Origin of the sequence: Sphingomonas sp. CD22 (assembly GCF_034556155.1) — a bacterium.
GTDB lineage: Bacteria > Pseudomonadota > Alphaproteobacteria > Sphingomonadales > Sphingomonadaceae > Sphingomonas.
This window is the reverse complement of sequence record NZ_JAYDYX010000003.1, coordinates 26,027-50,284: the sequence shown is the minus strand read 5'-3', so window position 1 is coordinate 50,284 and position 24,258 is coordinate 26,027. Positions and strand designations below refer to the sequence as shown.

The following is a 24,258-nucleotide window of genomic DNA, read 5'->3' as shown; positions in this document are numbered from 1 at the left end:
CCGAAGTGACGAAGATGGTGGAAAACCGTTCCGAGCTTCAGGGACTGCCCGCCGAAACCGGCACCCCCTACAGCGCCACCGGCGTCACCGGCACGCCCGCCACACCGGGATCGAAGGCGAAGACGTTGCCCGCCTCGGGTTGGTCCGCCAGCGCTGCCTCGTCCAGTCCCTTGCGCGCGCTCGTCGCATAGGCCGTGCGCAGGTCTGCGCCGCCGAACGCGATCTTGGTGATGTTGGATGCCGGCAGCCTGACCGTGCCGATCAGCCGACCCGACGGGTCGTAGCGCCGCACGCCCCAGCCGCCCCACAGCGCCACCCAAAGGCAGCCCTCGGCATCGACCACCGAGCCGTCGGGATGCCCCGTGCCCTCCTCGATCGTGACGAACGGCACCGCCTCGCCGAGCGTGCCGTCGGCATCGATCGTCGCGCGCCAGATCGTCTTGCCGATCGTGTCGGTGTGGTAGAGCGTCACGCCGTCGCCGGCGATCGCGGGGCCGTTGGTGATGCACACCGGCGCGAGGCCGCTGTCGGTGACGACGCCGGTGGCGTGGCGATAGACGCGGCCGCTCCTATCGGTCTCGGCATCGTCCATCGTTCCGAACCAGATCCGCCCCGCACCGTCGGTCGCGGCGTCGTTGAGCCGGTTGCCGGCGGGATCGCCCTCGGGCCGGGCGAGGAAGGTGAAGCTGCCGTCCGCGGGGTGGAAACGGTGCAGCCCGGTGCGCAGGCCGGCGATCATCCCGCCATCGGCGCTCGGCAGCATCCAGCCGACCTGGTCGGGCGCATCCCAGCGCTGCGTATCGCCGGTCGCCGGGTCGTAGCGGTGGATGTGGCGGCTCTTGATGTCGACGAACCACAAGGCCTGTTCGCGCGCGACCCATACCGGCCCCTCGCCGAGCACCGCCTGCACCGGCACCACGGTACGAACATTATGATCGGTCATCGCCATTCCTCTCCTGATCTGGTCGCGCGCTTCATCCACCGAAGGGCGGCATCCGTCTAGTCTGACAAATGCCGCCGGACGCTTCAATCCATGTCGAACAGGTCGCGATACTGGCGCGGTTGCGAGCGCAGATACTGGTCGGGTGCCTTGACGTGCGCGCCGAGATGCGCGGCGGCATGCCACGGCCAGCGCGGATCGTAGAGGATGGTGCGGGCGAGCGCGATCATATCGGCATCGCCGGTGCCGACGATCGCCTCGGCCTGTTCGTATTCGGTGATGAGGCCGACCGCGACGACCGGCAATCCGCAGCCTTGTTTGACCGCACGCGCGAGCGGCACCTGATAGCTCGGGCCCGCCGGGATCTGCTGCCGCGGATCGAGCCCGCCGCTCGACACGTGGATCGCCGCGCAGCCGCGTGCCTCCAGTGCGCGGGAGAAGGCGACGGTCTGTTCGGCGTCCCAGCCGCCCTCCACCCAGTCGCTGCCCGAGACGCGCATCGTCACCGGCTTGTCCGCCGGGAAAGCGGCGCGCACCGCATCATGGACTTCGAGCGGGAAGCGCATCCGGTTCTCCAGGCTGCCGCCATAATCGTCGGTGCGTCGGTTGGAGAGCGGCGAGAGGAACTGATGCAGCAGATAGCCGTGCGCGCCGTGGAGCTGCACCGCGTCGATGCCGAGCCGCGCGGCGCGGCGGGCGGATTCGGCGAAGGCCTCGACGAGGCGCTTGAGATCGTCGGTGGTCAGCTCGGTCGGCGGATTTTCACCCTCGGCGAAGGATAGCGGCGACGGGGCGACGGTCTGCCAGCCCTCGGCGTGGGTCGGCGCGATCTGCTTGCCGCCCTTCCACGGCAGATCGGTCGACGCCTTGCGGCCGGCATGGGCGAGCTGGATCGCGATCGGCATGTCGGAATGGCGGCGGACCGATTCGAGCACGCGCGCCATCGCTGCCTCGGTGGCATCGTCCCACAGGCCGACGTCGCCATAGGTGATCCGCCCCTCCGGCACGACCGCGGTCGCCTCGATCGTCAGCAGCCCGGCGCCGGACAGCGCGAGATGGCCGAGGTGGATCAGATGCCAGTCGGTCATCCGGCCATGCTCGGCGGAATATTGGCACATCGGCGCGATGACGATGCGATTGGACAGGGTCGTGCTGCCGATGGCGATCGGCTGGAACAGGGCAGAAGACATGGAGACCTCGCGAAGGGGATGCAGGCGTTACGCTTCGGACGGCGATTGGTGCCGTGCGGGTACGCTGACCCGTGCCTCCAATCCGCCGCCCTCGCGCTCGGCGAGCGTCAGCCGGCCGCCGTGCAGCTCGGCCAGTTCGCGCACGATCGCGAGGCCGAAGCCATGGCCCTCGCCGCGCTCGTCGAGCCGCACGCCGGGCTGGGTGACGCGGGCGCGGTCGGCGGCGGGGATGCCGGGACCGTCGTCGGCGACGATCAGGTCGAGCCGGCGCGCGTCGCCGGGTTGCGCCCGTACCGCGACGGAGACCTGCGTCGCGGCGTGACGCGCGGCATTGTCGAGGAGGTTGCCGAGCAATTCGTCGAAATCCTGCGCGTCCATCGCCGCGACCGGATCGCCCGCGACCGCATGCGTGACGGCGATGCCGCGCCCGGCGTGCAACCGGCCGATCGCCACCGCGAGATCGGCGACCGCAGGGGCGACGCGGGTGCTGGCGCGGGCGTCGACGGTCCCGGCGCGGGCACGCGACAGATGGTGGCGGATCGTCGCGTCGATCCGCGCGACCTGAGCCGCCCGCGCCGGATCGTCGCGCACGCTCAGCGCCAGCGTCGCCACCGGCGTCTTGAGCGCGTGCGCGAGGTTCGCGGCGGACTGGCGCGCGGTGGCGAGCGCCGCGGCGCGATCGGCGGCGAGCGCATTGAGTTCGGCGGCGAGGCCGCGCAGCTCGACCGGCTGGTCCTCGTCGACCTGCGTCAGGTCGCCGTTGCGGATCGCGGCGACCTGCGCGCGCATCCGGCCGAGCGGCTTCAGGCCGAGCCGCAGCTGGACGATCGTGGCGAGCGCGAGCAGCCCGGCCAGGATCGCCAGCGCCGCGAGCAACGGCACCAGCGCATCGCGCAACGGCCGCGCAATCACCGACCGCGGCGCGGCGGCGAGCAATGCCACGTCGCCGCGGCCGGTCTTCAGTTGCAGCCGGCGTGCGTGGACGCTGCGCCCGGCATGATCCCAGCCCTCCAGCACCTGCGGACCCTCCGCGGCGTCGCGCAGCATCGGCGGCGGACCCGGCGGTCCTTCCCCCGGCTGCGGTCCGGCGCGGAGCAACGGCGTATCGGTCGAGCCGATCGCGCCGTCCGGCCCCTCGATCCGCCAGTGCCAGCCGCGCCCCGCCTCCAGCGCGCCCGCGCGCGCATCCAGCCGCGCGCGATCGACGCGGCCGTCGCGGTCGACCGTGCTGGCCAGCAACGCGATCTCCGCATCGAGCCGCCGGTCGATCCCCTCGGTCACGACGCGTTCGAGCACGCCGGCGATCGCCCAGCCGGCGATGGCGAGCGCGGCGAGGATCGCCACCGCCGACAGCAGCAGCATCCGGCCCTGAATTGATCTGGGCATAGGTTCAGCCCTCGCCGCAGGTCAGGCGATAGCCGCGACCGCGGATCGTCTCGATCATCTCCGCGCCGATCTTGCGGCGCAGTCGGCCGACGATCACCTCCAGGCTGTTCGAATCGACATCGGCGTCGCCTTCGTAGACGCGTTCGAGCAGGTCGAGCCGCTCGATCACCGCCTTGCGCCGCAGCATCAGCGTCGACAGGACGCGCCATTCGAACGCGGTGAGCTTGAGCGGCAGTCCGTCGAGCTCGAAATGGCCGATCTGCGTATCGAACGACAGCCGCCCGCAGGCGAGCACCGGTTGCGCATGGCCGGCGGCGCGGCGGACGAGCGCGCGCAACCGCATCACCAGTTCCTCGACGCGGAACGGCTTGACCAGATAATCGTCGGCGCCCGCCTTGAAGCCGGCGACCTTGTCCGACCAGCCGTCGCGCGCGGTGAGGATCAGCACCGGCAGCGCGCGCCCCGCCGCGCGCCAGTCGCGCAGCACGGTGATGCCGTCCTTGCCGGTCAGTCCGAGGTCGAGCACCGCCGCGTCATACGTCTCGGTCTCGCCGAGATGGCCGGCGTCGATGCCGTCGGCGACGAGGTCGACCGCAAAATGCTCGGCGCGCAGCGCGCGCGCGATCGCCGGGCCCAGTTCGTCATCGTCTTCGACTAGCAAGATACGCATGATGTGGCCCTATCCTCCCCCACTAAACCGAAACTGAACCGCCCGGTTCAGCGGGGGTCGGACGAATCACCCTAGAAGCCTGTCATCGACACACGAAATGGAGACGATCGATGGCAAGACTACATATCGGAACCCGCCAGCGTCTGGCACTCGGCGCAGCGGCCTTGATCGCGGTCGGCGCCGCCGGCGGCGCAGGTGCGGTCGCCCTGACCCGGCCGAGCATCGAAATGGCCCCGACGATCGCGACGCCGATCGCCAAGCTGGCGAACACCGGCGGCATCGTCACGATCAAGGGCCGCGTGGCGGAGGTGTTCGGCGACCGCTTCGTCGTTCAGGACGGCAGCGGCCGGGCGATGATCGACGCGGGGCGTGACGGCACCGCCAACGTCGCCCGCGGCAATGCGGTGCTGGTGCAGGGCCGCTACGACGAGGGTCAGCTGCGCGCCCACTTCCTCGTCGGCCCGTCGGGTCAGGTGAGCGAAGTCGGCCCGCGCCCCGGTCCGCACGGCCCCGGTGGTCCGGGTGGTCCCGGTGGCCCCGGCGGTCCTGGCGGCCCCGGCGGCCCCGGCGTCGGTCGCCCGGACGGCCCGCCGCCGCCCCCGCCGGGTGCAGGCCCCGCCGGCACCCCGCCGCCGCCGCCCGTCGCCGGTCGCGACGCACCGCCGCCGCCGCCGCCCGCCAACGGCCGCGACGTGCCCGCGCCGCCGCCCGCGGCCAATGCCCCGGCCGCAGCGCCCGCCCCGGCACCCACGCCGGCGCGCTGAAGCAACGAAGGACCGGTCGCCGCGTGCGGCCGGTCCTTTTCTTTGGGCGGACGGGAAGAGGTTCGCGCGAAGACGCGAAGACGCGAAGATGTTGCGCCTGCTCTCCCGCGAAGGCGAAGGGCAGTCGCATGGGCTGCGGTGATGAGGCTCGATCGATCGGTCCGAACGCCCCGTCACCCCGGACGCGTTCGAAACCGCTGCGAAACACCGGATGCACCCCGGCGAAGGCCGAGGCCCAGTTGGGAAAGCCGTTGTGGTCATTACAAACCTTCGCCCAACTGGGCCCCGGCCTCCGCCGGGGTACAATGCTGGTGTGGGGCGTACCGGCTTCCGCAGAGCGAGCGAGCAGCAAAGTGTTCCTGCGGAAGCAGGAGCCTAGGGCCACGCAGAACAACGTCTTACGGCGATCGAGACTCCTGGGCTCCTGCTTTCGCAGGAGCACTGGGGCGGTTGCAGGGGTCCAGACCGATACAGGGCGACGGGTCGGACGTCCGCGCCCAAGCCGTTACTTCGTCACCGCATTCGCATTGCCGACATCGTCGTCGGTGTCGCCGTCGCCGGTGCCGGAATATGGCATGCCGCTCTGCCCGCCGTGCCCCATGAAGCCGCCACCGACGTCGTCCTTGCTGCTCTTGCCGGTATGCGGGTTGGGATAGGCGCCGCCTTCGCTCTCGCCGGCGGACTTGCCCGACGGTTGCTCGACGCCGTCGTTACGGGCGGGCCTGGCGGCGGAATCAGGGTCGGTCGCTTGCATCGGCTGCTTGTCGGTCATCTCGAATCTCCTCGACTCCACCAACGATGCAGCGAGCGATTGCGTTGCGCGCCGCCCTCCCCCACATAGGTCCGTAATACACCAATGGGGAACCAATGGCCGATCCATATCAAACCTTGGGCGTCGCCCGCGGCGCGTCCGAGGCGGACATCAAGAAAGCGTACCGCAAGCTTGCCAAGGAACTGCATCCCGACCGCAACAAGGACAATCCCAAGGCGTCGGAGCGGTTCAGCCAGGTCACCAATGCCTACGACCTGCTGAGCGACAAGGACAAGCGCGCGCGCTTCGATCGCGGCGAGATCGACGGCGACGGCAACCCCGCCGCGCCGTTCGGCTATGGCGGCGCCCGGCCCGGCGCCGCGCGCGGCGGACCCGGCGGGTTCAGCAGCGCCGGCTACGAATTCGGCACCGGCGGCGACGCCGACATGAGCGACATCTTCGAGGGCCTGTTCGGCGGCGGTCAGGCGCGTGGCGGCGGCGGGGGCTTTGCCAGCGGCTTCGGTCGCCGGCCGCAGCCCAAGGGCGCCAACATCACCTATCGGCTGCAGGTGCCGTTCGTCGATGCCGCGACGCTCGCACCGCAGCGCGTGACGCTGGGCGACGGCAAGACGATCGATCTCAAGCTGCCCGCCGGCGTCGAGAACGGCACGCAGATGAAGCTGGGCGGCAAGGGCGAACAGGGTCCCGGCGGCGCCGGCGATGCGATCGTCTCGATCGAGGTGCAGCCGCATCGCTTCTTCGCCCGCGACGGCGACGACGTGAGGCTCGACCTGCCGATCACGCTCAAGGAAGCGGTGGCGGGCGGTTCGGTGCGCGCGCCGACGGTCGACAAGCCGGTGATGCTGACCATCCCCAAGGGCACCAGCTCGGGCAAGACCCTGCGCCTCAAGGGCAAGGGCTTCCACAAGAAGGACGGCACGCGCGGCGACCAGCTCGTCACGCTGATGATCGACGTGCCCGCGGATGATGCAGCGTTGCAACAGTTCGTGGCGGGCTGGACCGATCCGCGGAACCCGCGGGGTGCGATGGGCGTCTGACGGCGACGTGACCGACGAAACCGCCCTTACGCCCGAGGCCCGCGCGCATCAGCGCCACGGCGCTCGCCACCAGCTCGCGAAGCTGAAACCCGGCCCGGCCGCTTGGGAGATCACCAAGCGCGCCGTGCTCGGCGTCTTCAACGACGGCTTCATCCACGCCGGCAACCTCGCCTATCTGGCGTTGATGACGGTGTTCCCGTTCTTCATCACCGCCGCGGCGGTGCTGTCGCTGCTCGGCCAGAGCGCGGAGACGCAGCGCGCGGTCGCCTCGTTCCTCCACGTACTGCCGCCCAACGTCGCCGACATCCTGCGCAAGCCGATCGCCGACGTGCTGATGGCGCGGACGGGGTCTCTGCTGTGGCTGGGCGGGCTGGTCGGCCTGTGGACGGTCGGCAGCTTCGTCGAGACGATCCGCGACATCTTCCACCGCGCTTATGGGCTGAAGGCCACCGCGCCTTTCTGGCGCTCGCGCTTGTCGTCGTCGGGGGTCATCATCCTGTCGGTGATCATCGCGCTGATGAGCTTCCTGGTGCAGGGTATCCTCACCGCCGCCGAACAGTTCATCTACCGCCTGCTGCCCTTCGCCGAAGGCGTCGCCGGCTGGGTCGGCCTGTCGCGGGTGATCCCGGGGCTCGTCATGTTCGGCGCGCTCTATCTGCTCTTCTATTCGGTGACGCCGTCGAAATACCGTTATTCCACCTGTCGCAAATGGCCGGGCGCGGCGTTCACCACCGTCTGGTGGGTGGGCATGACGACGTTGTTGCCCTGGGTGCTCGGCCAGCTCGGCGGCTATGACCTGACCTATGGTAGTCTTGCCGGGGTGGTGGTGATGCTGCTGTTCTTCTATCTGATCGGATTGGGCTTGGTGTTCGGCGCGCATCTCAACGCGGCACTGGCGGAACCCCCCGAACCGGCGCTACAGGGGACGCCGACGACTATGGAGGCGAAGACGGCGTGACGGGTTTGATGGCGGGCAAGCGTGGATTGATCATGGGCCTGGCGAACGACAAGTCGCTCGCCTGGGGAATCGCCAAGCAATTGTCCGAACACGGCGCCGAGCTCGCCTTCTCATACCAGGGCGCGGCGATGGAAAAGCGGGTGCGCCCGCTCGCCGAACAATTGGGCGTGGCGCGACTGTTCGACTGCGACGTGTCCGACATGGCGGCGCTCGACGCGACCTTCGCGGCGCTGGCAGCGGAATGGCCGACGATCGACTTCGTCGTCCATGCGATCGGCTTTTCCGACAAGTCGCAGCTGCGCGGCCGCTATTACGACACGACGCTCGACAATTTCCTGATGACGATGAACATCTCGGCCTATTCGCTGGTCGCGGTGGCGCAGCGCGCGCGGCGGCTGATGCCCGAGGGCGGCTCGATCCTGACGCTGACTTATTATGGCGCCGAAAAGGTCATTCCGCATTACAACGTGATGGGGGTCGCCAAGGCGGCGCTGGAGACCAGCGTCAAATATCTCGCGGTCGACCTCGGTCCGGAGAATATCCGGATCAACGCGATCTCGGCTGGCCCGATCCAGACGCTGGCGGCGCGCGGCATCGGCGACTTCAACTATATCCTGAAGTGGAACGAGCTGAACGCACCGCTGCGCCGCACCGTGACGATCGAGGACGTCGGCGGCGCCGGCCTCTACATGCTCAGCGACCTGGCGAGCGGCGTCACCGGCGAGATCCACCACGTCGACGCCGGCTATAACGTGATCGGCATGAAGGCCGAGGACGCGCCGGATATCGCGCTGGCTTGAGTTACGCCAAGATCAGGTAGCTTGACCCCATCGTCCGCTAAGGAGATGGCCGGAAAATGAGCATCAATTCCTTCGGTCATCTGTTCCGCTTCACCACCTGGGGCGAGAGCCACGGGCCTGCGATCGGTGCGGTCGTCGATGGCTGCCCGCCGGGGATCGCGCTCGGCGAGGCGGATATCCAGCCGTGGCTGGACAAGCGCCGCCCCGGCACGTCGCGCTTCACCACGCAGCGTCGCGAACCGGATCAGGTGCGCATCCTGTCGGGCGTGTTCGAGGGCCGCACCACGGGGACGCCGATCAGCCTGATGATCGAGAACGTCGACCAGCGCTCGAAGGATTATTCGGAGGTCGCGCTCGCCTATCGCCCCGGTCATGCCGATTACGCCTATGACGCCAAATACGGTTTCCGCGACTATCGCGGCGGCGGCCGTTCGTCGGCGCGCGAGACGGCGTCGCGCGTCGCCGCGGGGGCGGTGGCGCGCGCGGTGATCCCGCAGGTGCGCATCCGCGGCTGGGTCGAGGCGATCGGCGGCGACGCGATCGACTATGCCGCGTTCGACGACGCGGCGATCGACGCCAACCCCTTCTTCTGCCCCGATCCCGCCGCCGCGATGCGCTGGGAGGCGCTGGTCGACGGCGCACGCAAGGCGGGATCGTCGCTCGGCGCGGTGGTCGCGTGCGAGGCGACGGGCGTGCCCGCCGGCTGGGGCGCGCCGCTCTACGCCAAGCTCGATGCCGAGCTGGCACATGCCTGTATGGGGATCAATGCGGTCAAGGGCGTCGAGATCGGCGACGGCTTCGCGGCCGCGGCGCTGACCGGCGAGGCCAATGCCGATGCGATGCGCCCCGGTGCAGACGGCCCCGATTTCCTCGCCAACCATGCCGGCGGCATCACCGGCGGCATCGCCACCGGGCAGCCGATCCGGCTGCGCGTCGCGTTCAAGCCGACCAGCTCGATCCTGACCCCGGTCGAGACGATCGACCGCACCGGCCAGGCCGCCGATATCGCCACCAAGGGCCGCCACGACCCCTGCGTCGGCATCCGCGGCGTTCCCGTGGTCGAGGCGATGATGGCGCTGGTGCTCGCCGACCAAGCGTTGCTGCACCGGGGCCAGACGGGGCGCTAATCGTTAACCAAATGGAACACTCTCTAACCCAACCCGTTGGGGGCCTGCAAGATTTTGCAGGAGAGAACGATGCGTAAGATCATTCCAATCATGGCAGCGGCCATGCTGATCCCCGCCGCAGCTTATGCTCAGACGACCACGGGTGGCACCGCAGGCGGAACGATGGGTGGCACGACGTCCGGCAGCCCGACCGGAACGATGGGCGGCTCGATGGGCGGTCAGACGACCACCTCGCCGACCGACTCTTCGGCAACTTCGGGCACGATGACGCAGAGCCGTTCGGGCAAGAAGTCGCGCAGCAGCCGTAGCAGCCGTTCGACCGGCACCGGTTCGACGTCGACCACCGATAGCGGCTCGACCACGGGCACCATGGGCGGTTCGACCGACACGATGGGCGGCACCACGGGCACCGGCACCGGTTCGACCACGGGCACGATGGGCGGCGGCACGACCGGCACCATGGGTGGCACCTCGACCACCGGCACGATGGGCGGCACGACCGGGTCGACCACCGGCGGCACCCCGACGCCGCAATAAGCATCCTAACCGATGAAGCAAAAGCCGGGCGGGTCACACCGCCCGGCTTTTTCGCGTCCGGCGTCAGTCGGCGAAGGGATCGCGGACGAGGATCGTGTCCTCCCGCTCCGGGCTGGTCGAAACCAGCGCCACCGGGCAGCGGATCAGTTCCTCGACGCGGCGGATGTACTTGATCGCCTGCGCGGGCAGATCGGCCCAGCTCCGCGCGCCCGCGGTCGATTCCTGCCAGCCTTCCATGACTTCGTAGATCGGCTCGACCGCCGCCTGGTCCGCGGCATGCGCCGGGAAATAGTCGAGCTCCTGTCCGCGCAGGCGATAGCCGGTGCAGATCTTCACCTGCTCGAAGCCGTCGAGCACGTCGATCTTGGTCAGCGCGATCCCCGTGATGCCGCCGACCGCCGCCGACTGGCGCAGCAGGACGGTATCGATCCAGCCGCAGCGCCGCTTGCGCCCGGTCACCGTGCCGAATTCATGCCCGCGCACGCCGAGCCGCTCGCCGGTCTCGTCTTCCAGCTCGGTCGGGAACGGCCCCGAGCCGACGCGGGTGGTATAGGCCTTGGCGATGCCGAGCACGAAGCCCACCGCTGCCGGCCCGAGCCCCGACCCGCCCGCCGCGGTGCCGGCGATCGTGTTGGACGAGGTGACGAACGGATAGGTGCCGTGATCGACGTCGAGCAGCACGCCCTGCGCGCCCTCGAACAGGATCCGCTTGCCCGCCGCGCGTGCCGCGTTGAGGTCGCGCCACACCGGCTTGGCGAAGGGCAGTACGAAACCGGCGATGTCGCGCAGCTCGGCGATCAGGCCGTCGCGGTCGATCGCCGGCGAGCCGAAGCCGGCGCGCAACGCATCGTGATGCGCAAGCAACCGGTCGAGCTGCGGCCCGAGATCATCGAGATGCGCGAGGTCGCAGACGCGGATCGCGCGACGGCCGACCTTGTCCTCATAGGCCGGGCCGATGCCGCGACGCGTGGTGCCGATCTTGCCCGCACCCGACGCATCCTCACGCAGCCCGTCGAGGTCGCGGTGGAGCGGCAGGATCAGCGCGCAATTGTCGGCGATGCGCAACGTCTCCGGCGTCGCCGAGACGCCCTGCGCCGCCAGCCGCTCGATCTCGGCCTTGAGCGCCCAGGGATCGAGCACGACGCCGTTGCCGATCACGCTCGGTGTGCCGCGGACGATGCCCGAGGGCAGCAGCGACAATTTATACACGTTGTCGCCGACGACGAGCGTGTGCCCGGCGTTGTGGCCGCCCTGAAAGCGGACCACCATGTCGGCGCGCTCGGCGAGCCAATCGACGATCTTGCCCTTGCCTTCGTCGCCCCATTGCGCGCCGATGACTGCTACATTGGCCATGGATACAGGTCTCCGCCTGCCGGCGTTGATCCGTGCGCCCTTCGACAGGACTCGGCACACGAACGGTCCTGAGATGCGAAGGCGCGCCTACCGGGGTGCGCCCGCGGGGTCAACCGTTGGGCGGGCGATTGTCATCGCCGCGCGGATTCGCTATAAGGGTGGTGCCAAACGACATGGCTTTGCCATTGGATGAACCCCCGCCACGGCAATGGCGGGGGTTCTTTCGTTGGGGACGCGCGGCAACGCGCCCCCGCCCGTGGCCTACCTGTGACGCGCCACCTCGACAACCTTCAACAGGAGGGTGCCGAAGCCGAACAACGCCGCCAGGAAAAGGCACAAGTCGCCAAACGACATGATGCTCTCCATCGGATCGACGGCAGGATCGCCGCCGCGGACAGCCTAATCGTCGGCCTGCGACTTTGTCATCGGTCTTTACGGCAGCGCAACGATCAGAGTGCCCGCGCCTCACCTTCTGCGTAGAGGTGCGTGCACAATTGCGCTTCGGGCGTGTCGCCGGGCGTCAGTGCCGCGACCGCTACCCAGCCGGCGGCGCGCATCGTGGTGCCCGCCTCGGCCGGCGTGCCGAAGGGCAGGAACAGCCGGCGGCGATCGACCGTGCCGGCGGTGGCGAGGATCGCATCGGCATAGAGCGAGAAGCCGGTCGCCGCCTCTTCGGCGCCATCCTCGTGCATCACCGCATAGGTGCCGCCGCGGCCGACCTCGCGCGCCGCACCGGCGATGAACAGCGAGAAGCCGAGCCACGACTGATATTCAAAACCATGCCGCTCGGTCGGATCGAGCGTCAGCGCGACGCCCTCCCCCAGCCCCGCCGCGATCGCGGCAAGCCCGTCGAGCCGGCTGGCGAGCACCTGCCCGGTATCGAAGGCGCGCAACCGCGCGATCGCGCTGTCGAACGGCCCCGCCGCCTCGATCAGCGGCAGATAGCCGGGGGCGATCGCGGCGACCGCGCCGGCATCCTTGGCGTCGAGCCGGTCCTGCAGCAATGCGATCCGATCGGCGGCGACCGGCAGCGGCCCCGCCGCCAGCGTATCGACCAAATCGGGCAAGGTGAAATCGATCGACAGGCCGGTCGCCCCCGCAGCCGTCAGCGCCGACACCGCGACCCCGACCACCTCCTGCGCGGCGGGGATCGAGTCGAGCCCGATCAGCTCGCAGCCGATCTGCCGCCATTCGCGCGCCGGGGCGAGTTCGGGGCTGCGCAGCTTGAGCACCGGCCCGGCGTAGGACAATCGCACCGGGCGCGGGTGATGCCCCATGCGCGTCGCCGCGATCCGCGCGATCTGCGCGGTGACGTCGGGACGGATCGCCAGCGTCCGCTGCGACACCGGATCGACGTAGCGCACCGCATCGGTCAGCGCGCCGTCCTTGAGCCGCGAGCCCAGCGCATCGGCATATTCGACCAACGGCGGATCGGCGCGCTCATAGCCGTAGAGGCGCGCCGCCTCGATCACGCGCGTCTCGACGGCGGCGGCGGCATCGGCGTGCGGCGGCAATCGGTCGCGAAAGCCTTCGGGAAGCAGGGGTGTCATCGTGCGCTTCCCCTATCCATGGGCGGGAACGGGGGCAACGCCGTATCGCGACGGCATTGCCCCTGCCCCATCAGCAGGAAGCGATCAGAACGTTAGGCCCATCGCGGTCTTGACGCCGGGCAGCGCCTTGACCTTGGCGAGGAGTTCCCCGTCGACCGGCTCGTCGACCGAGAGCAGCAGCACCGCCTCGCCACCCGCCGAGCGGCGGCCGAGGTGGAAGGTGCCGATGTTGACCCCCGCCTCGCCCAGCGCGGTGCCGAGCCGGCCGATGAAGCCCGGCGCGTCCTCGTTGACGACATACAGCATCGGCCCGACCAGATCGGCCTCGACCTTGATGCCGAACAGCTCGACAAGGCGCGGCGCCTGATCGCCGAACAGCGTGCCGGCGACCGAGCGCTCGCCGTCGGCGGTCTTCACCGAGACGCGCAGCAGCGTGTGGTAATCGCCCTCGCGCTCGGTACGCACCTCGCGCACCTCGACACCGCGGTCGCGCGCCAGCAGCGGCGCGTTGACCATGTTGACCGTGTCGGTCTGGTTGCGCAGGAAACCGGCGAGCACCGCGCTGGTGATCGGCTTGGCGTTCAGTTCCGCCGCCGCGCCCTCGGTATGGACCGAGATACGCGTGATCGCGCCGGTGGTGAGCTGGCCGACGAGCGACCCGAGCTTTTCGGCGAGCGCCATATAGGGCTTGAGCTTGGGTGCTTCCTCCGCCGACAGGCTCGGCATGTTGAGCGCGTTGGTGACGCCGCCCGACACGAGGAAATCGGCCATCTGCTCGGCGACCTGGATCGCGACGTTGACCTGCGCCTCGGTGGTCGACGCGCCGAGATGCGGCGTGCTGACGAAATTGGGCGTGCCGAACAGCGGCGAGGCCTTGGCCGGCTCCTCGACGAACACGTCGAGCGCGGCGCCGCCGATATGGCCACTGTCGAGCCCTGCCTTGAGCGCCGCCTCATCGATCAGGCCGCCGCGCGCGCAATTGATGATCCGCACACCCTTCTTGGTCTTGGCCAGCGCCTCGGCGGACAGGATGTTGCGCGTCTGGTCGGTCAGCGGCGTGTGCAGCGTGATGAAGTCGGCCCGCGCCAGCAGCTCGTCGAGCGTCACCTTCTCGACGCCCATCTCCACCGCGCGCTCGGGGGTGAGGAACGGATCGAACGCCACCACCTTCATCTTGAGCCCGCGCGCGCGATCGGCGACGATCGAGCCGATATTGCCCGCGCCGATCAGGCCGAGCGTCTTGGCGGTCAGCTCGACGCCCATGAAGCGGTTCTTCTCCCACTTGCCCGCCTGGGTCGAGGCATCGGCCTCGGGCAACTGGCGGGCGAGCGCGAACATCAGCGCGATGGCATGTTCGGCGGTGGTGATCGAATTGCCGAACGGCGTGTTCATCACCACCACGCCCTTGGCGGATGCCGCGGGGATATCGACGTTGTCGACGCCGATGCCGGCGCGCCCGACGACCTTCAGATTGGTCGCATGTTCGAGGATCGCCTTGGTCACCTTGGTCGAGCTGCGGATCGCGAGGCCGTCATACTGGCCGATGATCGCGATCAGTTCGTCCGGGGTCTTGCCGGTGATCTCGTCGACCTCGACGCCGCGCTCGCGGAAGATCTGCGCGGCCTTGGAGTCCATTTTGTCGCTGATGAGGACTTTGGGCATGGGTATGTCTTTCGAATAGGGAAGTCGGGGGACGCCCCCCTCTCGTCACCCCGGCGAAAGCCGGGGCCCATGGACACGGCGCGCATCATTGGCGCACGGACCGCATCCATGGGTTCCGGCTTTCGCCGGAATGACGAAGGTGGGGCGGAAAGGGTTAGGCCGCCGTCTTGGCGGTGGCGTAGGCCCAGTCGAGCCACGGCCCGAGCGCCGCGATATCGGCGGTGTCGACGGTCGCGCCACACCAGATGCGCAGGCCCGGCGGGGCATCGCGATAGCCGGCGACGTCGAACGCCGCGCCTTCCTTTTCGAGCAACGACGCCATCGCCTTGATCAGCGCCTCGTCGGCACCCTCCACGGTGAGGCAGACGCTGGTCTTCGATCGCGTCGCCGGATCGGCGGCGAGATGGCCGAGCCAATCGCGCTCCGCCACGATTGTGTCCAGCGCGGCGGCATTGGCGTCCGACCGGCCGATCAGGCCCCGCTCACCGAGCGACTTCGCCCATTCGAGGCTGACGATGACGTCCTCGACCGCGAGCATCGACGGCGTGTTGATCGTCTCGCCCTTGAAGATACCTTCGGTCAGCTTGCCCTTGGAGACGAGGCGGAACACCTTCGGCAGCGGCCAGGCCGGCGTATAGCTTTCCAGCCGCTCGACCGCGCGCGGCCCGAGGATCAGCACGCCATGGCCGCCCTCGCCGCCCAGCACCTTCTGCCAGCTGAACGTCGCGACATCGATCTTCGCCCAGTCGATGTCATAGGCGAACACGCCCGAGGTCGCGTCGGCGAAGCTCAGGCCCTCGCGATCCGCCGGGATCCAGTCGGCATTGGGTACGCGCACGCCGCTGGTGGTGCCGTTCCAGGTGAACAGCACGTCGTTCGACCAGTCGACCGCGTCGAGGCCGGGAAGCTGGCCGTAATCGGCGCGGATGACGGTGGGATCGATCTTGAGCTGCTTGACCGCATCGGTCACCCAGCCCTCGCCGAAGCTCTCCCAGGCGAGCGTCGTGACCGGCCGTTGCCCGAGCATCGTCCACATCGCCATCTCGAACGCACCGGTGTCGGAGCCGGGGACGATGCCGATACGGTGCGTGTCGGGCAGACCGAGCGTCTCGCGCATCAGTTGAATCGCATATTGCAGCCGCTGCTTGCCGATCTTCGAACGATGCGAGCGGCCGAGCGAGTCGGTGGCGAGCTGCGATGCGTCCCAGCCCGGAGGCTTGGCGCAGGGACCGGAGCTGAAAAAGGGGCGAGCCGGCTTCGTGCCAGGCTTGGTCGCACCCAACGCGGGTGCGGTAGCGGTATCCGTCAATGTATCTCTCCTCACAGAGAGCACGCGCCGCGTTGGGGCGGCGTGGCCCGTCGACCGCCCTAGAGACGGTCGGTGCATCGCGCAAGCCGGGATCGTGCCGGGGCGGACTTGTTTGTGGCGGGCCGTCTGGCGCATGATCGCGGTCGTGTTCCAGTATCCGCGTATCCTCGGCATCGTCATGATGCTGACCCTGCTCGCCGCCTGCGGCCGTCGCGAACGGCCCGCGCCCGCCCCGCGTGATTCGATCGTCACCGTCTCCGCCCGCCAGACCGCGCAATGCCTTGCCGACCTGCGCCAGATGGACGTCAGCTACCGCGTGCTGCCCGACAAGGATTTCGGCAACGGTTGCGGTCTTTCCGGCGCGGTGCAGCTCACCGACATCGGCGTGCCCGTCACCGGCATCACCGCGATCCGCTGCGGCGAGGCGCGTGCCTTCTCGGGCTGGGTGCGTAATGCGCTGGCACCGGCGGCGTACCAGATCCTCGGCAGCGAACTCGCCAGCGTGCAGAGCATGGGCAGCTATGCCTGCCGGAACGTCGTCGGCACGCGCCGCGGCGGCGACCGCCGTTCGGGCCATGCGATCGCCAATGCGATCGACGTCGGCGGCGTGACGCTCAAGGACGGGCGGCGGGTGACGATCCTCAATGACTGGACCTCGCCCGACCCGCAGGTGCAGCGCTTCCTCTCGACGATCCATGCCTCGGCCTGCAAGCGCTTCGGCACGGTCCTGTCGCCGGCCTATAACGCCGCGCACCGCAACCATCTGCACCTCGAAGACGATCGCGCCGGCCTGTGCCGGTGACGATCGCGAGCGGATCCGGCATCTCGCTGGCGGCGAGCAGAACCGAGCGCGACCACGGCGCAAGGCCGGGGTGCCGAGGGCGACGACACTGCGCCAGGCAGATCGGGCGTTGAGCCCTTTCGGGCTTTGCTCTAACGCCCGCGGATGACCGATACACGCCTTCCCGAACGGGTCTTCCCCCGCGCCAGCCAGGACGCCGCGAGCGCGCAGCAGGCGATCTCGACGCCGCAGACCGAGCATCCCGCCTATAAGCTCGCCTTCCAGGACATGGACTTCCTGCTGCGCGAGGACCTGCGTCCCGTCCGCTTCCAGCTCGAGCTGCTGAAGCCCGAATTGCTGCTCGAGGAGGCGCAGATCGCCTCGACCTTCGTGATGTACGGCTCGGCACGCATTCCGGAGCCCGCCAAGGCGCATGCGATGCTGGAGATGGCGAGCGACGACGCCAGCCGCGCGATCGCCGAGCGACTCGTCGCCAAGAGCCGCTATTACGACGTCGCCCGCGAGCTGGCGCAGATCGCCAGCCGGGTACCCCGCGATCAGCGCGGGATGCGCCAGTTCGTCGTCTGCTCGGGCGGCGGCCCGTCGATCATGGAGGCGGCCAATCGCGGCGCGGCGGATGTCGGCGCCGAATCGATCGGACTCAACATCGTCCTGCCGCACGAACAGGCGCCCAACCCCTATGTCACGCCGTCGCTGAGCTTCCAGTTCCACTATTTCGCGCTGCGCAAGATGCACTTCCTGCTGCGCGCCCGCGCACTGGCGGCGTTCCCCGGCGGCTTCGGCACGTTCGACGAATTGTTCGAGCTGCTGACGCTGATCCAGACCGGCAAGATCAAGCCGATTCCCGTGTTGCTGTTCGGCCGCGAATTCTGGGAGAAGGTCATCAACTTCCAGGCGCTGGTCGACGAAGGCGTGGTCAGCCAGCGCGACCTCGGCATCTTCACCTATGTCGAGACCGCCGAAGAGGCGTGGGACGTCGTGCGCGAATTCTACGAGGAACAGGCGAAGAAGGAGGGGTAAGGCGGGCAGCGGCATTCGCCCTAAAACCGTTCGATACTCAGGTTTCCAACTAAAATCCTCCCCCGCCAGGGGGAGGTGGCATGCCGAAGGCATGACGGAGGGGGAGGTAAGTGGCACGTGTGTTCCGTGTCCTCCCCCTCCGTCACGGCTGCGCCGCGCCACCTCCCCCTGGCGGGGGAGGATTTTAACTTGAATGTTAATTCCGCCGGCGCAGGGTGAAAGCGAGCGGGGGCTCTCGCGTCCTCACCGATAAACCCGCTTACTTCCCCGCCTTGGCGCCTTCGATCGCGGCGTTCGGATCGACCGACGGCGCGCCCGAGGCGGGCGTGCCGGTGTTGCCGAGGTTGTTGACCGCATCGGTGTTGGTCACCGAATCCTTGCCCGCCGGCGCCTTGGCATCGGGCTTGGCGGCGGCCGCCCCGGCCGGCGGCGCCGCGGGCAGCGGCAGGTTCGACCCCTGCGAATTGAGATAGGCGATCACGTTCGCGCGATCCTGCGGATTGCCGAGCCCGGCGAAGGTCATCTTGGTGCCCGGCGCGAACTTGCGCGGGCTGGTCAGCCACGCGTTCATCTTGTCGAAGTCCCAATTGCCGCCGACGCCCTTCAGCGCGTCGGAGAAGGCGAAGCCGCCCTTGCCCTGGCCGATGCCCTCGCCCAGCGTGCCGTAGAGGTTCGGGCCGATGCCGTTCGGGCCACCCTGCGTCACGGTGTGGCAGGCAGCGCATTTCTTGAACACTTCCGCGCCCTTGGCGACGTCGGCGGTGGGCAGCAGCGTGGCGATCGGCACTTCGGCGGCGGCGCCGCCGGCGGCACCTTCGGCCTCGACGCCTTCGATGGCATAGCCGAGCTTCTCGGGGCGCTCGCTGTGGAAGGCCATGCCGCCGACGATCGACAGACCGAGCGCAATCCCGCAGGCTGCCAGCGTCCACCCGGCGATCGTGTTGGTGCGGTTATCCATCTGCCTAACGCTGCCCCTATTTTTTGCTTTGCGCCGTGAACCCATAGGAAACGGCGTCTGGCTCCGCAAGCATGCGCTTGCTGGCCGGCGGCAGGCGCTCTACCGCCTCGGCGCGATGGAGACCTATGCCGCCCCCGCCCGCCCGCTCGTCGCCGCGATGACCGCCGCCGCCGCCGCCAGCCCGGATCGCGCGGTCGCCTTTCAGGGCGCGCCCGGCGCCAACAGCCATGTCGCGGTATCCGAAGCCTTTCCCGACGGCCTGCCGTTGCCCTGCTTCACCTTCGAGGATGCGATCGACGCGGTGCGCGACGGCCGCGCCGATTGCGCGATGATCCCTATCGAGAATTCGCTGCACGGCCGCGTCGCCGACATCCATTTCCTGCTGCCGGAATCGGGGTTGGTGATAACCGGCGAACACTTCCTGCCGATCCGCCACGCGCTGATGGCCACCGGCAGCCGCGACGAGGTGCGCGAGGCGATGAGCCACCCGCAGGCGCTCGGCCAGTGCCGCCACTGGCTGAAGGCGCACGGCATCCACCAGGTCTCCTATCCCGACACTGCCGGCGCCGCCGCCTATGTCGCCGAGCGCGGCGACCCGCGGATCGCCGCGCTCGCACCGCCGGGCGCGGCGGCGCTGTACGGGCTCAACCTGCTCGGCGTCGACATCGCCGACGCGGACCACAATACGACGCGCTTCGTCGTGCTCGCGCGTGGCGGCAAGCCGCCGGTCGGCGACGGCCCGTGGATGACGACGCTGATCTTCGAGGTGAAGAACGTCCCCGCCGCGCTCTACAAGGCGATGGGCGGCTTCGCGACCAACGGCGTCAACATGACCAAGCTGGAAAGTTACCAGCGCTCGGGCACCTTCGCCGCGACCGAATTCTACGCGGATATCGAGGGCCGGCCCGGCGACCCCGCGGTCGACCACGCGCTGGAGGAGCTGGGCTTCCACTCCAAATGGCTGCGGCTGCTCGGCACTTACCGGCGGGCGCGAGAGCGGGGGTAACCCAATCCCTCCCCGCCAGGAGGGAGGTGGCGGTGCGAAGCACTGACGGAGGGGGAGGATACGGTAAGCTTCCCGTTTGCGGCAAAGCCCCCTCCACCACCCGGCTCCGCCAGGCGGTCCCCCTCCCCCGCTGCGCGAGGGAATTACTTGGTAAAGCTGATCCGGATGCGCACCCAGGCGCCGATCTGTGGCTTGCCGTTGATCCGCGGCGGGCGGACCTTGAACTGCCACGCCGCCTCGCGGATGCTGCGCGCGAGCCCCGATCCCGGCTGCGAATCGCCGAGCTGGACGCAATCCTCGACCGTGTATCTGGCGGCGGTGCGGCACGCGATCTCCGCCCAGGCGCCCTTGGGCACGTTGGGCGGCAGATAGGGCGACAGCTGCGACTGCGCCGGCTCGACATACCATTCGGCGTTGTACAATCGCTGCCCGCCCGGTCCGACGCCCGCCGCCGCGCTCGAATCGCCCGCATCGCCGTCGCCCGCGCCATCCGCCGCGGCGAGCTGCTTGCCTGCGCTGCCGCCCGATTTGCGCGACGGCATCTTGCCGACGTCGGAGGCGGCGAAATCGTTCTTGTTGAGCACCAGATAGCCGGGGAACGGCGTATCGACCGGCGGCGGCACGGAAGTGTCGGGCGCCGGCGTCTTGGGCGCGGCGGGCGGCTCGGGCGCGGTGCGGCGGCTCGCCTTGGCAGCGGCGCGCGCGGGCGCCTTGGTCGACTTGGTCGCGGTCGATTCATTGTCGCCGACCGGCAGCATGTTGACGGTCAGCGACCGCCCCGGCTCCTTGGTCTGGTCGAACACCGGCGCGAGCTGCCACAGCAGGAACGCGATCAGCAGATGCGCGGCGATCGTGAGGGCGAGGGAGATTGCCCGGCGACGGTCCGACGAAGGCTGATAGGACCGCATGGGACGCTGCGCGTAGCGCGCGGATCGGCGCGCCGCAACCACTTGCGCGCCGCCATGCCAATGCCACCTTCGCTTGTCATCGCGACGTCATGCAGCCGACAGCCTACCCGCCTGAAACGCGTCGACGAATCGCGATCTACGACCTCGACCGGACGATCACCCGCGCGCCGACCTGGACGCCGTTCCTGCTTCACGCGGTGCTGCGGCACGCGCCGTGGCGGCTGGCGCTGTTGCCGGTCGTGCTCGGCGCGGCGGCGCTCAAGGGCGCAGGGCTGATCCACCGCGACCGGCTGAAGCAGGTGATGCATCGCGCGGCGCTCGGCACGCTGTCGCCGGCGCGGGCGGAGCGGCTCGCGGCGGACTGGCTCGTCCGCTTCGGCCCGGCGCAGATCCGCCGCAAGGCGCGCGCGCAGATCGCCGAAGACCGCGCCGCCGGCTATCGCATCGTCGTCGCCACCGCCGCCTATCGCTTCTATGCCGAGGCGATCGCACGCGACGTCGCCGCCGACGCGCTGATCGCCACCGCCACAGCGATCGACGCGCGCGGCCATCTGCTGCCGCGGATCGCGGGCGGCAATTGCTACGGCCCCGCCAAGCGCGCGATGATCGAGGCCTGGCTCGCCGACCAAGGCATCAACCGCGCCGCCGCATACGTCCGCGTCTATTCGGACCATGTCTCCGACGTGCCGAGTTTCGACTGGGCGGACGAGGCGATCGCGGTCAATCCGCATGCGGCGCTGCGCCGCGTCGCCGGGCAGCGCGGCTGGCGGATCGTCGACTGGAACGACTGAGCGTCAGCCCCGCTCGACCAGCCCGCGCACCAGATCGAGATCGGCGGGCTTGTCGACGTCGACCGCCGCCAGTCCGTGCCGCGCCGCCACCGCCGCCGCCCGCACCCCGACCAGCGCGCCCAGCCGCGCCAGCGCGCCATCCAGCGTCAGCCGCCCGGTGGCATAACGCAGCAGCGTCCCCGGCCCCAGCCGCCGGACGATCCGCCACGGCCGTTTGCGGTCCCGCTCGACCGACATCCACAGCCCGATCGCCGCCTCCGCCGCGGGAGTGCGCAGCAGGAACAGATTGCACCCCGACCAGCCGCCATCGGCGAAGCGCAGATAGGTGCGGCGCGTCGGCGGCGCGTCGCGCTCGACCAGGTCGCGCCGCGCCAGCAGCGCCGCGACATCGGCCTCCGCCGGCGCATCGGCGAGGAAGTCGGTGATCCATTCGGGCCGCAGCAGCGCATGGTCGGCGGTGGTGACCAGCAACGGCGCGCCCAGCGCGCGCAATCCCTGCAACGTGCTGAGGCTCGGCCCCGCCGCCGCATCGACCGGCTCGGCGCCCAGCCGCAGCGCCTCGGCACGCACCGCAGGGGCATTGGCCGACACCGCGATCCGCGCCACCCCCGCCGCGCGCAGCGCCACGACCACCCGTTCCAGCATCGTCGCGCCATCGATCCGGATCAGCGCCTTGTCCGCGACCCCGGCATAGTCCGCCAGCGGATCGACGCCACCGCGCGATCCCGCCAGCACCAGCGCGTTGACGCTCATGACGCGCGCGTCTGCCACACCCGCCACATCACCCCCGGCGCGGCGAGGATCGGATGCCGCTCGCGCCAGCGCGTCAGCGGCAGGTCGACGCCGGTATGGCGTTGCAGCTTCCACAAGCCGTAGCGGCCCGCCCCCTCGAAGGTGAAGGCGGCCTTCATCAGCCGCGCCGCATTGAGCCATTTGCCGAGCCGCTGGCGCAGCCACCAGGCGGCGAGCGTCGCGCGCGCGTCGCGCTCGGCGACGACGGGCGCATAGTCGCCCCCCCGCCGCTCGTGCCCGATCCCCGCCCCCTGCCACGCCAGCGGCAGCAGCGCGTCGAACCGGTCGGGGACGAAGGCGAGGATCTGCCGTTCGCGCCCCGGCGCCTCGACGCGCAATTCGGCCGAATAGGTCTGCCGGAACAGCGCCAGCCAGAAATCCGCCGGCTGGCCATATTGCGGCCCGAGCACCGCGGCGAACCGCGCCGCCGTCGCCGCGGCATAGGCCACCGCGCGCACCACCCGCGCCTGCACCAGCGGATCGGCCGCCCAGACCAGCGCTGCGGGCTGCGCGAAGCGCGTCCAGATCGTCGTGTCGATCGTCCGCCCCTCGACCGCGCGGCAGAAAGTGTCGAGCGGCATCGCTGCCACCTTGGCGCGGATCACCCGCGCGCCGAGCGTGATCTCGTGGAAGCTGACGTCGGGCCACAGCGTCCGCGTCGCCCAGGCGCGCAATCCCCAGCCGCGCGCTGGCGGGGTCAGCACGTAGAAGTCGAGCACGCCGTCCAGGTCGCCGGTGCGCAGCACCGATCCGTAGAACAGCACCGCGACACCGCCCAGCCGCCGCGTCACCTCGCGTGCCGCCGCGGCGATCGGCGCGCTCACCTCCGCCTCCAGTTCGTCGGCGACGAACGACAGCAGCGTCTGCGTCACGGGGCGGCGAACCGGATCGGCGCTCCCGCCCGGATGGTCAGGTCGCCGCCGGCGAACAATTCGCCGTCGAGGATGAAGCCCTCGTCCGCGGTGACGCGGAGCTGGTGCGGATCGGTGCGCGCGAAGCCCTTGGCCACCGCCGGGCTGCCCGCGGTGCCGGTCAGGATCGGCGACAGCATCCGGAACAGGTGGCGCGGCGGCGCATCGACCGTCAGCAGCTTGAGCCCCGGCCGCGGCCGCCCGAACGGCTTCAGCCCGACCGGCATCCGCTCCAGCGTCGAGGCGAGCAGCAGATAGAGCTGCCGCGTCACCGGCGTGCGGCCGTCCTCGCCGACGCGGATCGTCGTGCCGCGGCGCCATTCGTTGTCGGCGCCGCCGAACAGCGTCTGCGCCATGCTCCAGCCGAGCGACAGCGCCACCGCGACGCCGTTGAACGCGCCGACGCGATGCGTGCTCTGCGCCAGTTCGGTGGCGCGGACGAAGCCGCCCATGCCGAGCAGAAAGCCGCGCGCCGCCGGCCGCCGGTCGTCGCCGCGCAGGATCTCGACCGGCGCCCGCTGGACGAATCGGCCGGCGCGCGCCGCCGCGATCGCGTCGCGCACCGTCCAATCGTCGGGAATGCCAAGGTCGAGCGCCAGCGCATTGGTCTTGCCCGACGGGATGATCGCCATCGCCGGCAGCGTGTCGAACACGCGCGCCGCCGCGGTCATCACGTCGCGCAGCGTGCCGTCGCCGCCATTGACCACCAGCAGCCCGATGTCGCGCGCCGCATAATCGCGCAGCGTCTCTTCCAGTGCCTCGAACGTATCGGGCGCGGCATAGGAGACGTCGGGCCAGTGGTCGAGCCGCATGCCCTGCTTGAGGTTGCGATGGCTGCGCCCGTTGGCGATCACCCCGACGCGCAGTACCGCAGGCGCCGGCGCCGGCACGCGCGGCACCGACAGGCGACCGGTGCGCGGCGCGTCCGGCAGCGCGTTGCGGCGGCACAGCGCGTCGCCAACGCGTTCCGCCATTGTCTGCCCGGCCGGCAATCGTCCATCAATCCGAGTCGCCA

Annotated in this window: 24 protein-coding genes; 10 read left to right on the top strand and 14 right to left on the bottom strand. The window is 69.8% G+C overall.

The window, feature by feature from the left end:
* Positions 1 to 67: 67 nt before the first annotated feature.
* The 4 genes from SFC76_RS06595 to SFC76_RS06580 form a co-directional block, all read right to left on the bottom strand.
* Positions 68 to 943 (bottom strand): SMP-30/gluconolactonase/LRE family protein, encoded by an 876-nt coding sequence (locus SFC76_RS06595; RefSeq protein ID WP_322848696.1) that lies wholly within the window; start codon positions 941 to 943, stop codon positions 68 to 70.
* Positions 944 to 1,026: 83 nt separating this feature from the next.
* Positions 1,027 to 2,130 carry an NADH:flavin oxidoreductase/NADH oxidase gene (locus SFC76_RS06590; protein WP_322848695.1) on the bottom strand — a complete coding sequence of 368 codons (1,104 nt, stop codon included), beginning with the start codon at positions 2,128 to 2,130 and terminating at the stop codon, positions 1,027 to 1,029.
* Positions 2,131 to 2,157: 27 nt separating this feature from the next.
* Complete coding sequence (locus tag SFC76_RS06585) at positions 2,158 to 3,516, bottom strand: HAMP domain-containing sensor histidine kinase (protein ID WP_322848694.1); 1,359 nt, start codon at positions 3,514 to 3,516, stop codon at positions 2,158 to 2,160.
* A gap of 4 nt (positions 3,517 to 3,520) precedes the next feature.
* Positions 3,521 to 4,186 (bottom strand): response regulator transcription factor, encoded by a 666-nt coding sequence (locus SFC76_RS06580; protein WP_322848693.1) that lies wholly within the window; start codon positions 4,184 to 4,186, stop codon positions 3,521 to 3,523.
* Positions 4,187 to 4,296: 110 nt separating this feature from the next.
* On the opposite strand from SFC76_RS06580, the gene SFC76_RS06575 reads away from it, so the two are divergent.
* Positions 4,297 to 4,950 (top strand): hypothetical protein, encoded by a 654-nt coding sequence (locus tag SFC76_RS06575; RefSeq protein WP_322848692.1) that lies wholly within the window; start codon positions 4,297 to 4,299, stop codon positions 4,948 to 4,950.
* A 505-nt stretch (positions 4,951 to 5,455) separates the two neighbouring features.
* Here SFC76_RS06575 and SFC76_RS06570 read toward each other — a convergent pair.
* The gene (locus tag SFC76_RS06570; RefSeq protein WP_322848691.1) at positions 5,456 to 5,722 is read right to left on the bottom strand and encodes a hypothetical protein; all 267 of its coding nucleotides are present in this window, start codon (positions 5,720 to 5,722) and stop codon (positions 5,456 to 5,458) included.
* Positions 5,723 to 5,817: 95 nt separating this feature from the next.
* Here SFC76_RS06570 and SFC76_RS06565 point away from each other — a divergent pair, with 95 nt between their 5' ends.
* The 5 genes from SFC76_RS06565 to SFC76_RS06545 all read left to right on the top strand — a co-directional run bounded on the left by SFC76_RS06565 (position 5,818) and on the right by SFC76_RS06545 (position 10,181).
* Positions 5,818 to 6,759, top strand: a complete 942-nt coding sequence (locus SFC76_RS06565) for a DnaJ C-terminal domain-containing protein (protein ID WP_322848690.1) — start codon at positions 5,818 to 5,820, stop codon at positions 6,757 to 6,759.
* A gap of 7 nt (positions 6,760 to 6,766) precedes the next feature.
* The gene (locus SFC76_RS06560; RefSeq protein ID WP_322848689.1) at positions 6,767 to 7,717 is read left to right on the top strand and encodes a YihY/virulence factor BrkB family protein; all 951 of its coding nucleotides are present in this window, start codon (positions 6,767 to 6,769) and stop codon (positions 7,715 to 7,717) included.
* A complete protein-coding gene (gene fabI, locus SFC76_RS06555) occupies positions 7,714 to 8,517 on the top strand; it encodes an enoyl-ACP reductase FabI (RefSeq protein WP_322848688.1) in 804 nt (267 codons plus the stop codon). Before SFC76_RS06560 ends, fabI begins: the two co-directional genes overlap by 4 nt.
* A gap of 56 nt (positions 8,518 to 8,573) precedes the next feature.
* The gene (gene aroC, locus SFC76_RS06550) at positions 8,574 to 9,644 is read left to right on the top strand and encodes a chorismate synthase (RefSeq protein WP_322848687.1); all 1,071 of its coding nucleotides are present in this window, start codon (positions 8,574 to 8,576) and stop codon (positions 9,642 to 9,644) included.
* A 69-nt stretch (positions 9,645 to 9,713) separates the two neighbouring features.
* On the top strand, positions 9,714 to 10,181 hold the full coding sequence (locus SFC76_RS06545; protein ID WP_322848686.1) for a hypothetical protein: 468 nt from the start codon (positions 9,714 to 9,716) through the stop codon (positions 10,179 to 10,181).
* Positions 10,182 to 10,244: 63 nt separating this feature from the next.
* Here the strand turns inward: SFC76_RS06545 and SFC76_RS06540 are convergent, their stop codons facing one another.
* From SFC76_RS06540 to SFC76_RS06525, 4 genes are all read right to left on the bottom strand, one after another.
* Positions 10,245 to 11,534, bottom strand: coding sequence for an adenylosuccinate synthase (locus SFC76_RS06540; RefSeq protein ID WP_322848685.1), 1,290 nt, complete (start codon positions 11,532 to 11,534; stop codon positions 10,245 to 10,247).
* Between the two features lie 449 nt (positions 11,535 to 11,983).
* Positions 11,984 to 13,084, bottom strand: coding sequence for an ATP phosphoribosyltransferase regulatory subunit (locus SFC76_RS06535; RefSeq protein ID WP_322848684.1), 1,101 nt, complete (start codon positions 13,082 to 13,084; stop codon positions 11,984 to 11,986).
* An 84-nt stretch (positions 13,085 to 13,168) separates the two neighbouring features.
* Positions 13,169 to 14,746, bottom strand: a complete 1,578-nt coding sequence (serA, locus tag SFC76_RS06530) for a phosphoglycerate dehydrogenase (protein WP_322848683.1) — start codon at positions 14,744 to 14,746, stop codon at positions 13,169 to 13,171.
* A 154-nt stretch (positions 14,747 to 14,900) separates the two neighbouring features.
* On the bottom strand, positions 14,901 to 16,055 hold the full coding sequence (locus tag SFC76_RS06525; RefSeq protein ID WP_322848682.1) for a phosphoserine transaminase: 1,155 nt from the start codon (positions 16,053 to 16,055) through the stop codon (positions 14,901 to 14,903).
* A gap of 133 nt (positions 16,056 to 16,188) precedes the next feature.
* Here SFC76_RS06525 and SFC76_RS06520 point away from each other — a divergent pair, with 133 nt between their 5' ends.
* On the top strand, positions 16,189 to 16,857 hold the full coding sequence (locus tag SFC76_RS06520; protein WP_322848681.1) for an extensin family protein: 669 nt from the start codon (positions 16,189 to 16,191) through the stop codon (positions 16,855 to 16,857).
* 144 nt (positions 16,858 to 17,001) lie between these two features.
* A complete protein-coding gene (locus SFC76_RS06515; RefSeq protein ID WP_322848680.1) occupies positions 17,002 to 17,877 on the top strand; it encodes a TIGR00730 family Rossman fold protein in 876 nt (291 codons plus the stop codon).
* 259 nt (positions 17,878 to 18,136) lie between these two features.
* Here the strand turns inward: SFC76_RS06515 and SFC76_RS06510 are convergent, their stop codons facing one another.
* Positions 18,137 to 18,835, bottom strand: a complete 699-nt coding sequence (locus tag SFC76_RS06510; protein WP_322848679.1) for a cytochrome c family protein — start codon at positions 18,833 to 18,835, stop codon at positions 18,137 to 18,139.
* Positions 18,836 to 18,950: 115 nt separating this feature from the next.
* Here SFC76_RS06510 and SFC76_RS06505 point away from each other — a divergent pair, with 115 nt between their 5' ends.
* Entirely contained in the window at positions 18,951 to 19,841 is an 891-nt protein-coding gene (locus SFC76_RS06505) for a prephenate dehydratase (RefSeq protein WP_322849081.1), read from the top strand.
* A 143-nt stretch (positions 19,842 to 19,984) separates the two neighbouring features.
* Here the strand turns inward: SFC76_RS06505 and SFC76_RS06500 are convergent, their stop codons facing one another.
* Positions 19,985 to 20,749, bottom strand: coding sequence for a hypothetical protein (locus SFC76_RS06500; RefSeq protein ID WP_322848678.1), 765 nt, complete (start codon positions 20,747 to 20,749; stop codon positions 19,985 to 19,987).
* 89 nt (positions 20,750 to 20,838) lie between these two features.
* On the opposite strand from SFC76_RS06500, the gene SFC76_RS06495 reads away from it, so the two are divergent.
* Positions 20,839 to 21,540, top strand: coding sequence for an HAD-IB family phosphatase (locus tag SFC76_RS06495; RefSeq protein WP_322848677.1), 702 nt, complete (start codon positions 20,839 to 20,841; stop codon positions 21,538 to 21,540).
* 3 nt (positions 21,541 to 21,543) lie between these two features.
* Here the strand turns inward: SFC76_RS06495 and SFC76_RS06490 are convergent, their stop codons facing one another.
* From SFC76_RS06490 to SFC76_RS06480, 3 genes are read right to left on the bottom strand one after another with little or no spacing between them, the layout of a single operon-like run.
* Entirely contained in the window at positions 21,544 to 22,311 is a 768-nt protein-coding gene (locus SFC76_RS06490) for a nucleotidyltransferase family protein (protein ID WP_322848676.1), read from the bottom strand.
* Positions 22,290 to 23,204 (bottom strand): hypothetical protein, encoded by a 915-nt coding sequence (locus SFC76_RS06485; RefSeq protein ID WP_322848675.1) that lies wholly within the window; start codon positions 23,202 to 23,204, stop codon positions 22,290 to 22,292. Before SFC76_RS06485 ends, SFC76_RS06490 begins: the two co-directional genes overlap by 22 nt.
* On the bottom strand, positions 23,201 to 24,217 hold the full coding sequence (locus tag SFC76_RS06480) for a diacylglycerol/lipid kinase family protein (protein WP_322848674.1): 1,017 nt from the start codon (positions 24,215 to 24,217) through the stop codon (positions 23,201 to 23,203). Before SFC76_RS06480 ends, SFC76_RS06485 begins: the two co-directional genes overlap by 4 nt.
* Positions 24,218 to 24,258: the final 41 nt, after the last annotated feature.

Coding starts and splice junctions, on each gene's coding strand:
- SFC76_RS06595 (WP_322848696.1), bottom strand. CDS start 943: ATGACCGATCATAATGTTCGTACCGTGGTGCCGGTGCAGGCGGTGCTC.
- SFC76_RS06590 (WP_322848695.1), bottom strand. CDS start 2,130: ATGTCTTCTGCCCTGTTCCAGCCGATCGCCATCGGCAGCACGACCCTG.
- SFC76_RS06585 (WP_322848694.1), bottom strand. CDS start 3,516: ATGCCCAGATCAATTCAGGGCCGGATGCTGCTGCTGTCGGCGGTGGCG.
- SFC76_RS06580 (WP_322848693.1), bottom strand. CDS start 4,186: ATGCGTATCTTGCTAGTCGAAGACGATGACGAACTGGGCCCGGCGATC.
- SFC76_RS06575 (WP_322848692.1), top strand. CDS start 4,297: ATGGCAAGACTACATATCGGAACCCGCCAGCGTCTGGCACTCGGCGCA.
- SFC76_RS06570 (WP_322848691.1), bottom strand. CDS start 5,722: ATGACCGACAAGCAGCCGATGCAAGCGACCGACCCTGATTCCGCCGCC.
- SFC76_RS06565 (WP_322848690.1), top strand. CDS start 5,818: ATGGCCGATCCATATCAAACCTTGGGCGTCGCCCGCGGCGCGTCCGAG.
- aroC (WP_322848687.1), top strand. CDS start 8,574: ATGAGCATCAATTCCTTCGGTCATCTGTTCCGCTTCACCACCTGGGGC.
- SFC76_RS06545 (WP_322848686.1), top strand. CDS start 9,714: ATGCGTAAGATCATTCCAATCATGGCAGCGGCCATGCTGATCCCCGCC.
- SFC76_RS06540 (WP_322848685.1), bottom strand. CDS start 11,534: ATGGCCAATGTAGCAGTCATCGGCGCGCAATGGGGCGACGAAGGCAAG.
- SFC76_RS06535 (WP_322848684.1), bottom strand. CDS start 13,084: ATGACACCCCTGCTTCCCGAAGGCTTTCGCGACCGATTGCCGCCGCAC.
- serA (WP_322848683.1), bottom strand. CDS start 14,746: ATGCCCAAAGTCCTCATCAGCGACAAAATGGACTCCAAGGCCGCGCAG.
- SFC76_RS06520 (WP_322848681.1), top strand. CDS start 16,189: ATGATCGCGGTCGTGTTCCAGTATCCGCGTATCCTCGGCATCGTCATG.
- SFC76_RS06515 (WP_322848680.1), top strand. CDS start 17,002: ATGACCGATACACGCCTTCCCGAACGGGTCTTCCCCCGCGCCAGCCAG.
- SFC76_RS06510 (WP_322848679.1), bottom strand. CDS start 18,835: ATGGATAACCGCACCAACACGATCGCCGGGTGGACGCTGGCAGCCTGC.
- SFC76_RS06505 (WP_322849081.1), top strand. CDS start 18,951: ATGGAGACCTATGCCGCCCCCGCCCGCCCGCTCGTCGCCGCGATGACC.
- SFC76_RS06500 (WP_322848678.1), bottom strand. CDS start 20,749: ATGCGGTCCTATCAGCCTTCGTCGGACCGTCGCCGGGCAATCTCCCTC.
- SFC76_RS06495 (WP_322848677.1), top strand. CDS start 20,839: ATGCAGCCGACAGCCTACCCGCCTGAAACGCGTCGACGAATCGCGATC.
- SFC76_RS06480 (WP_322848674.1), bottom strand. CDS start 24,217: ATGGCGGAACGCGTTGGCGACGCGCTGTGCCGCCGCAACGCGCTGCCG.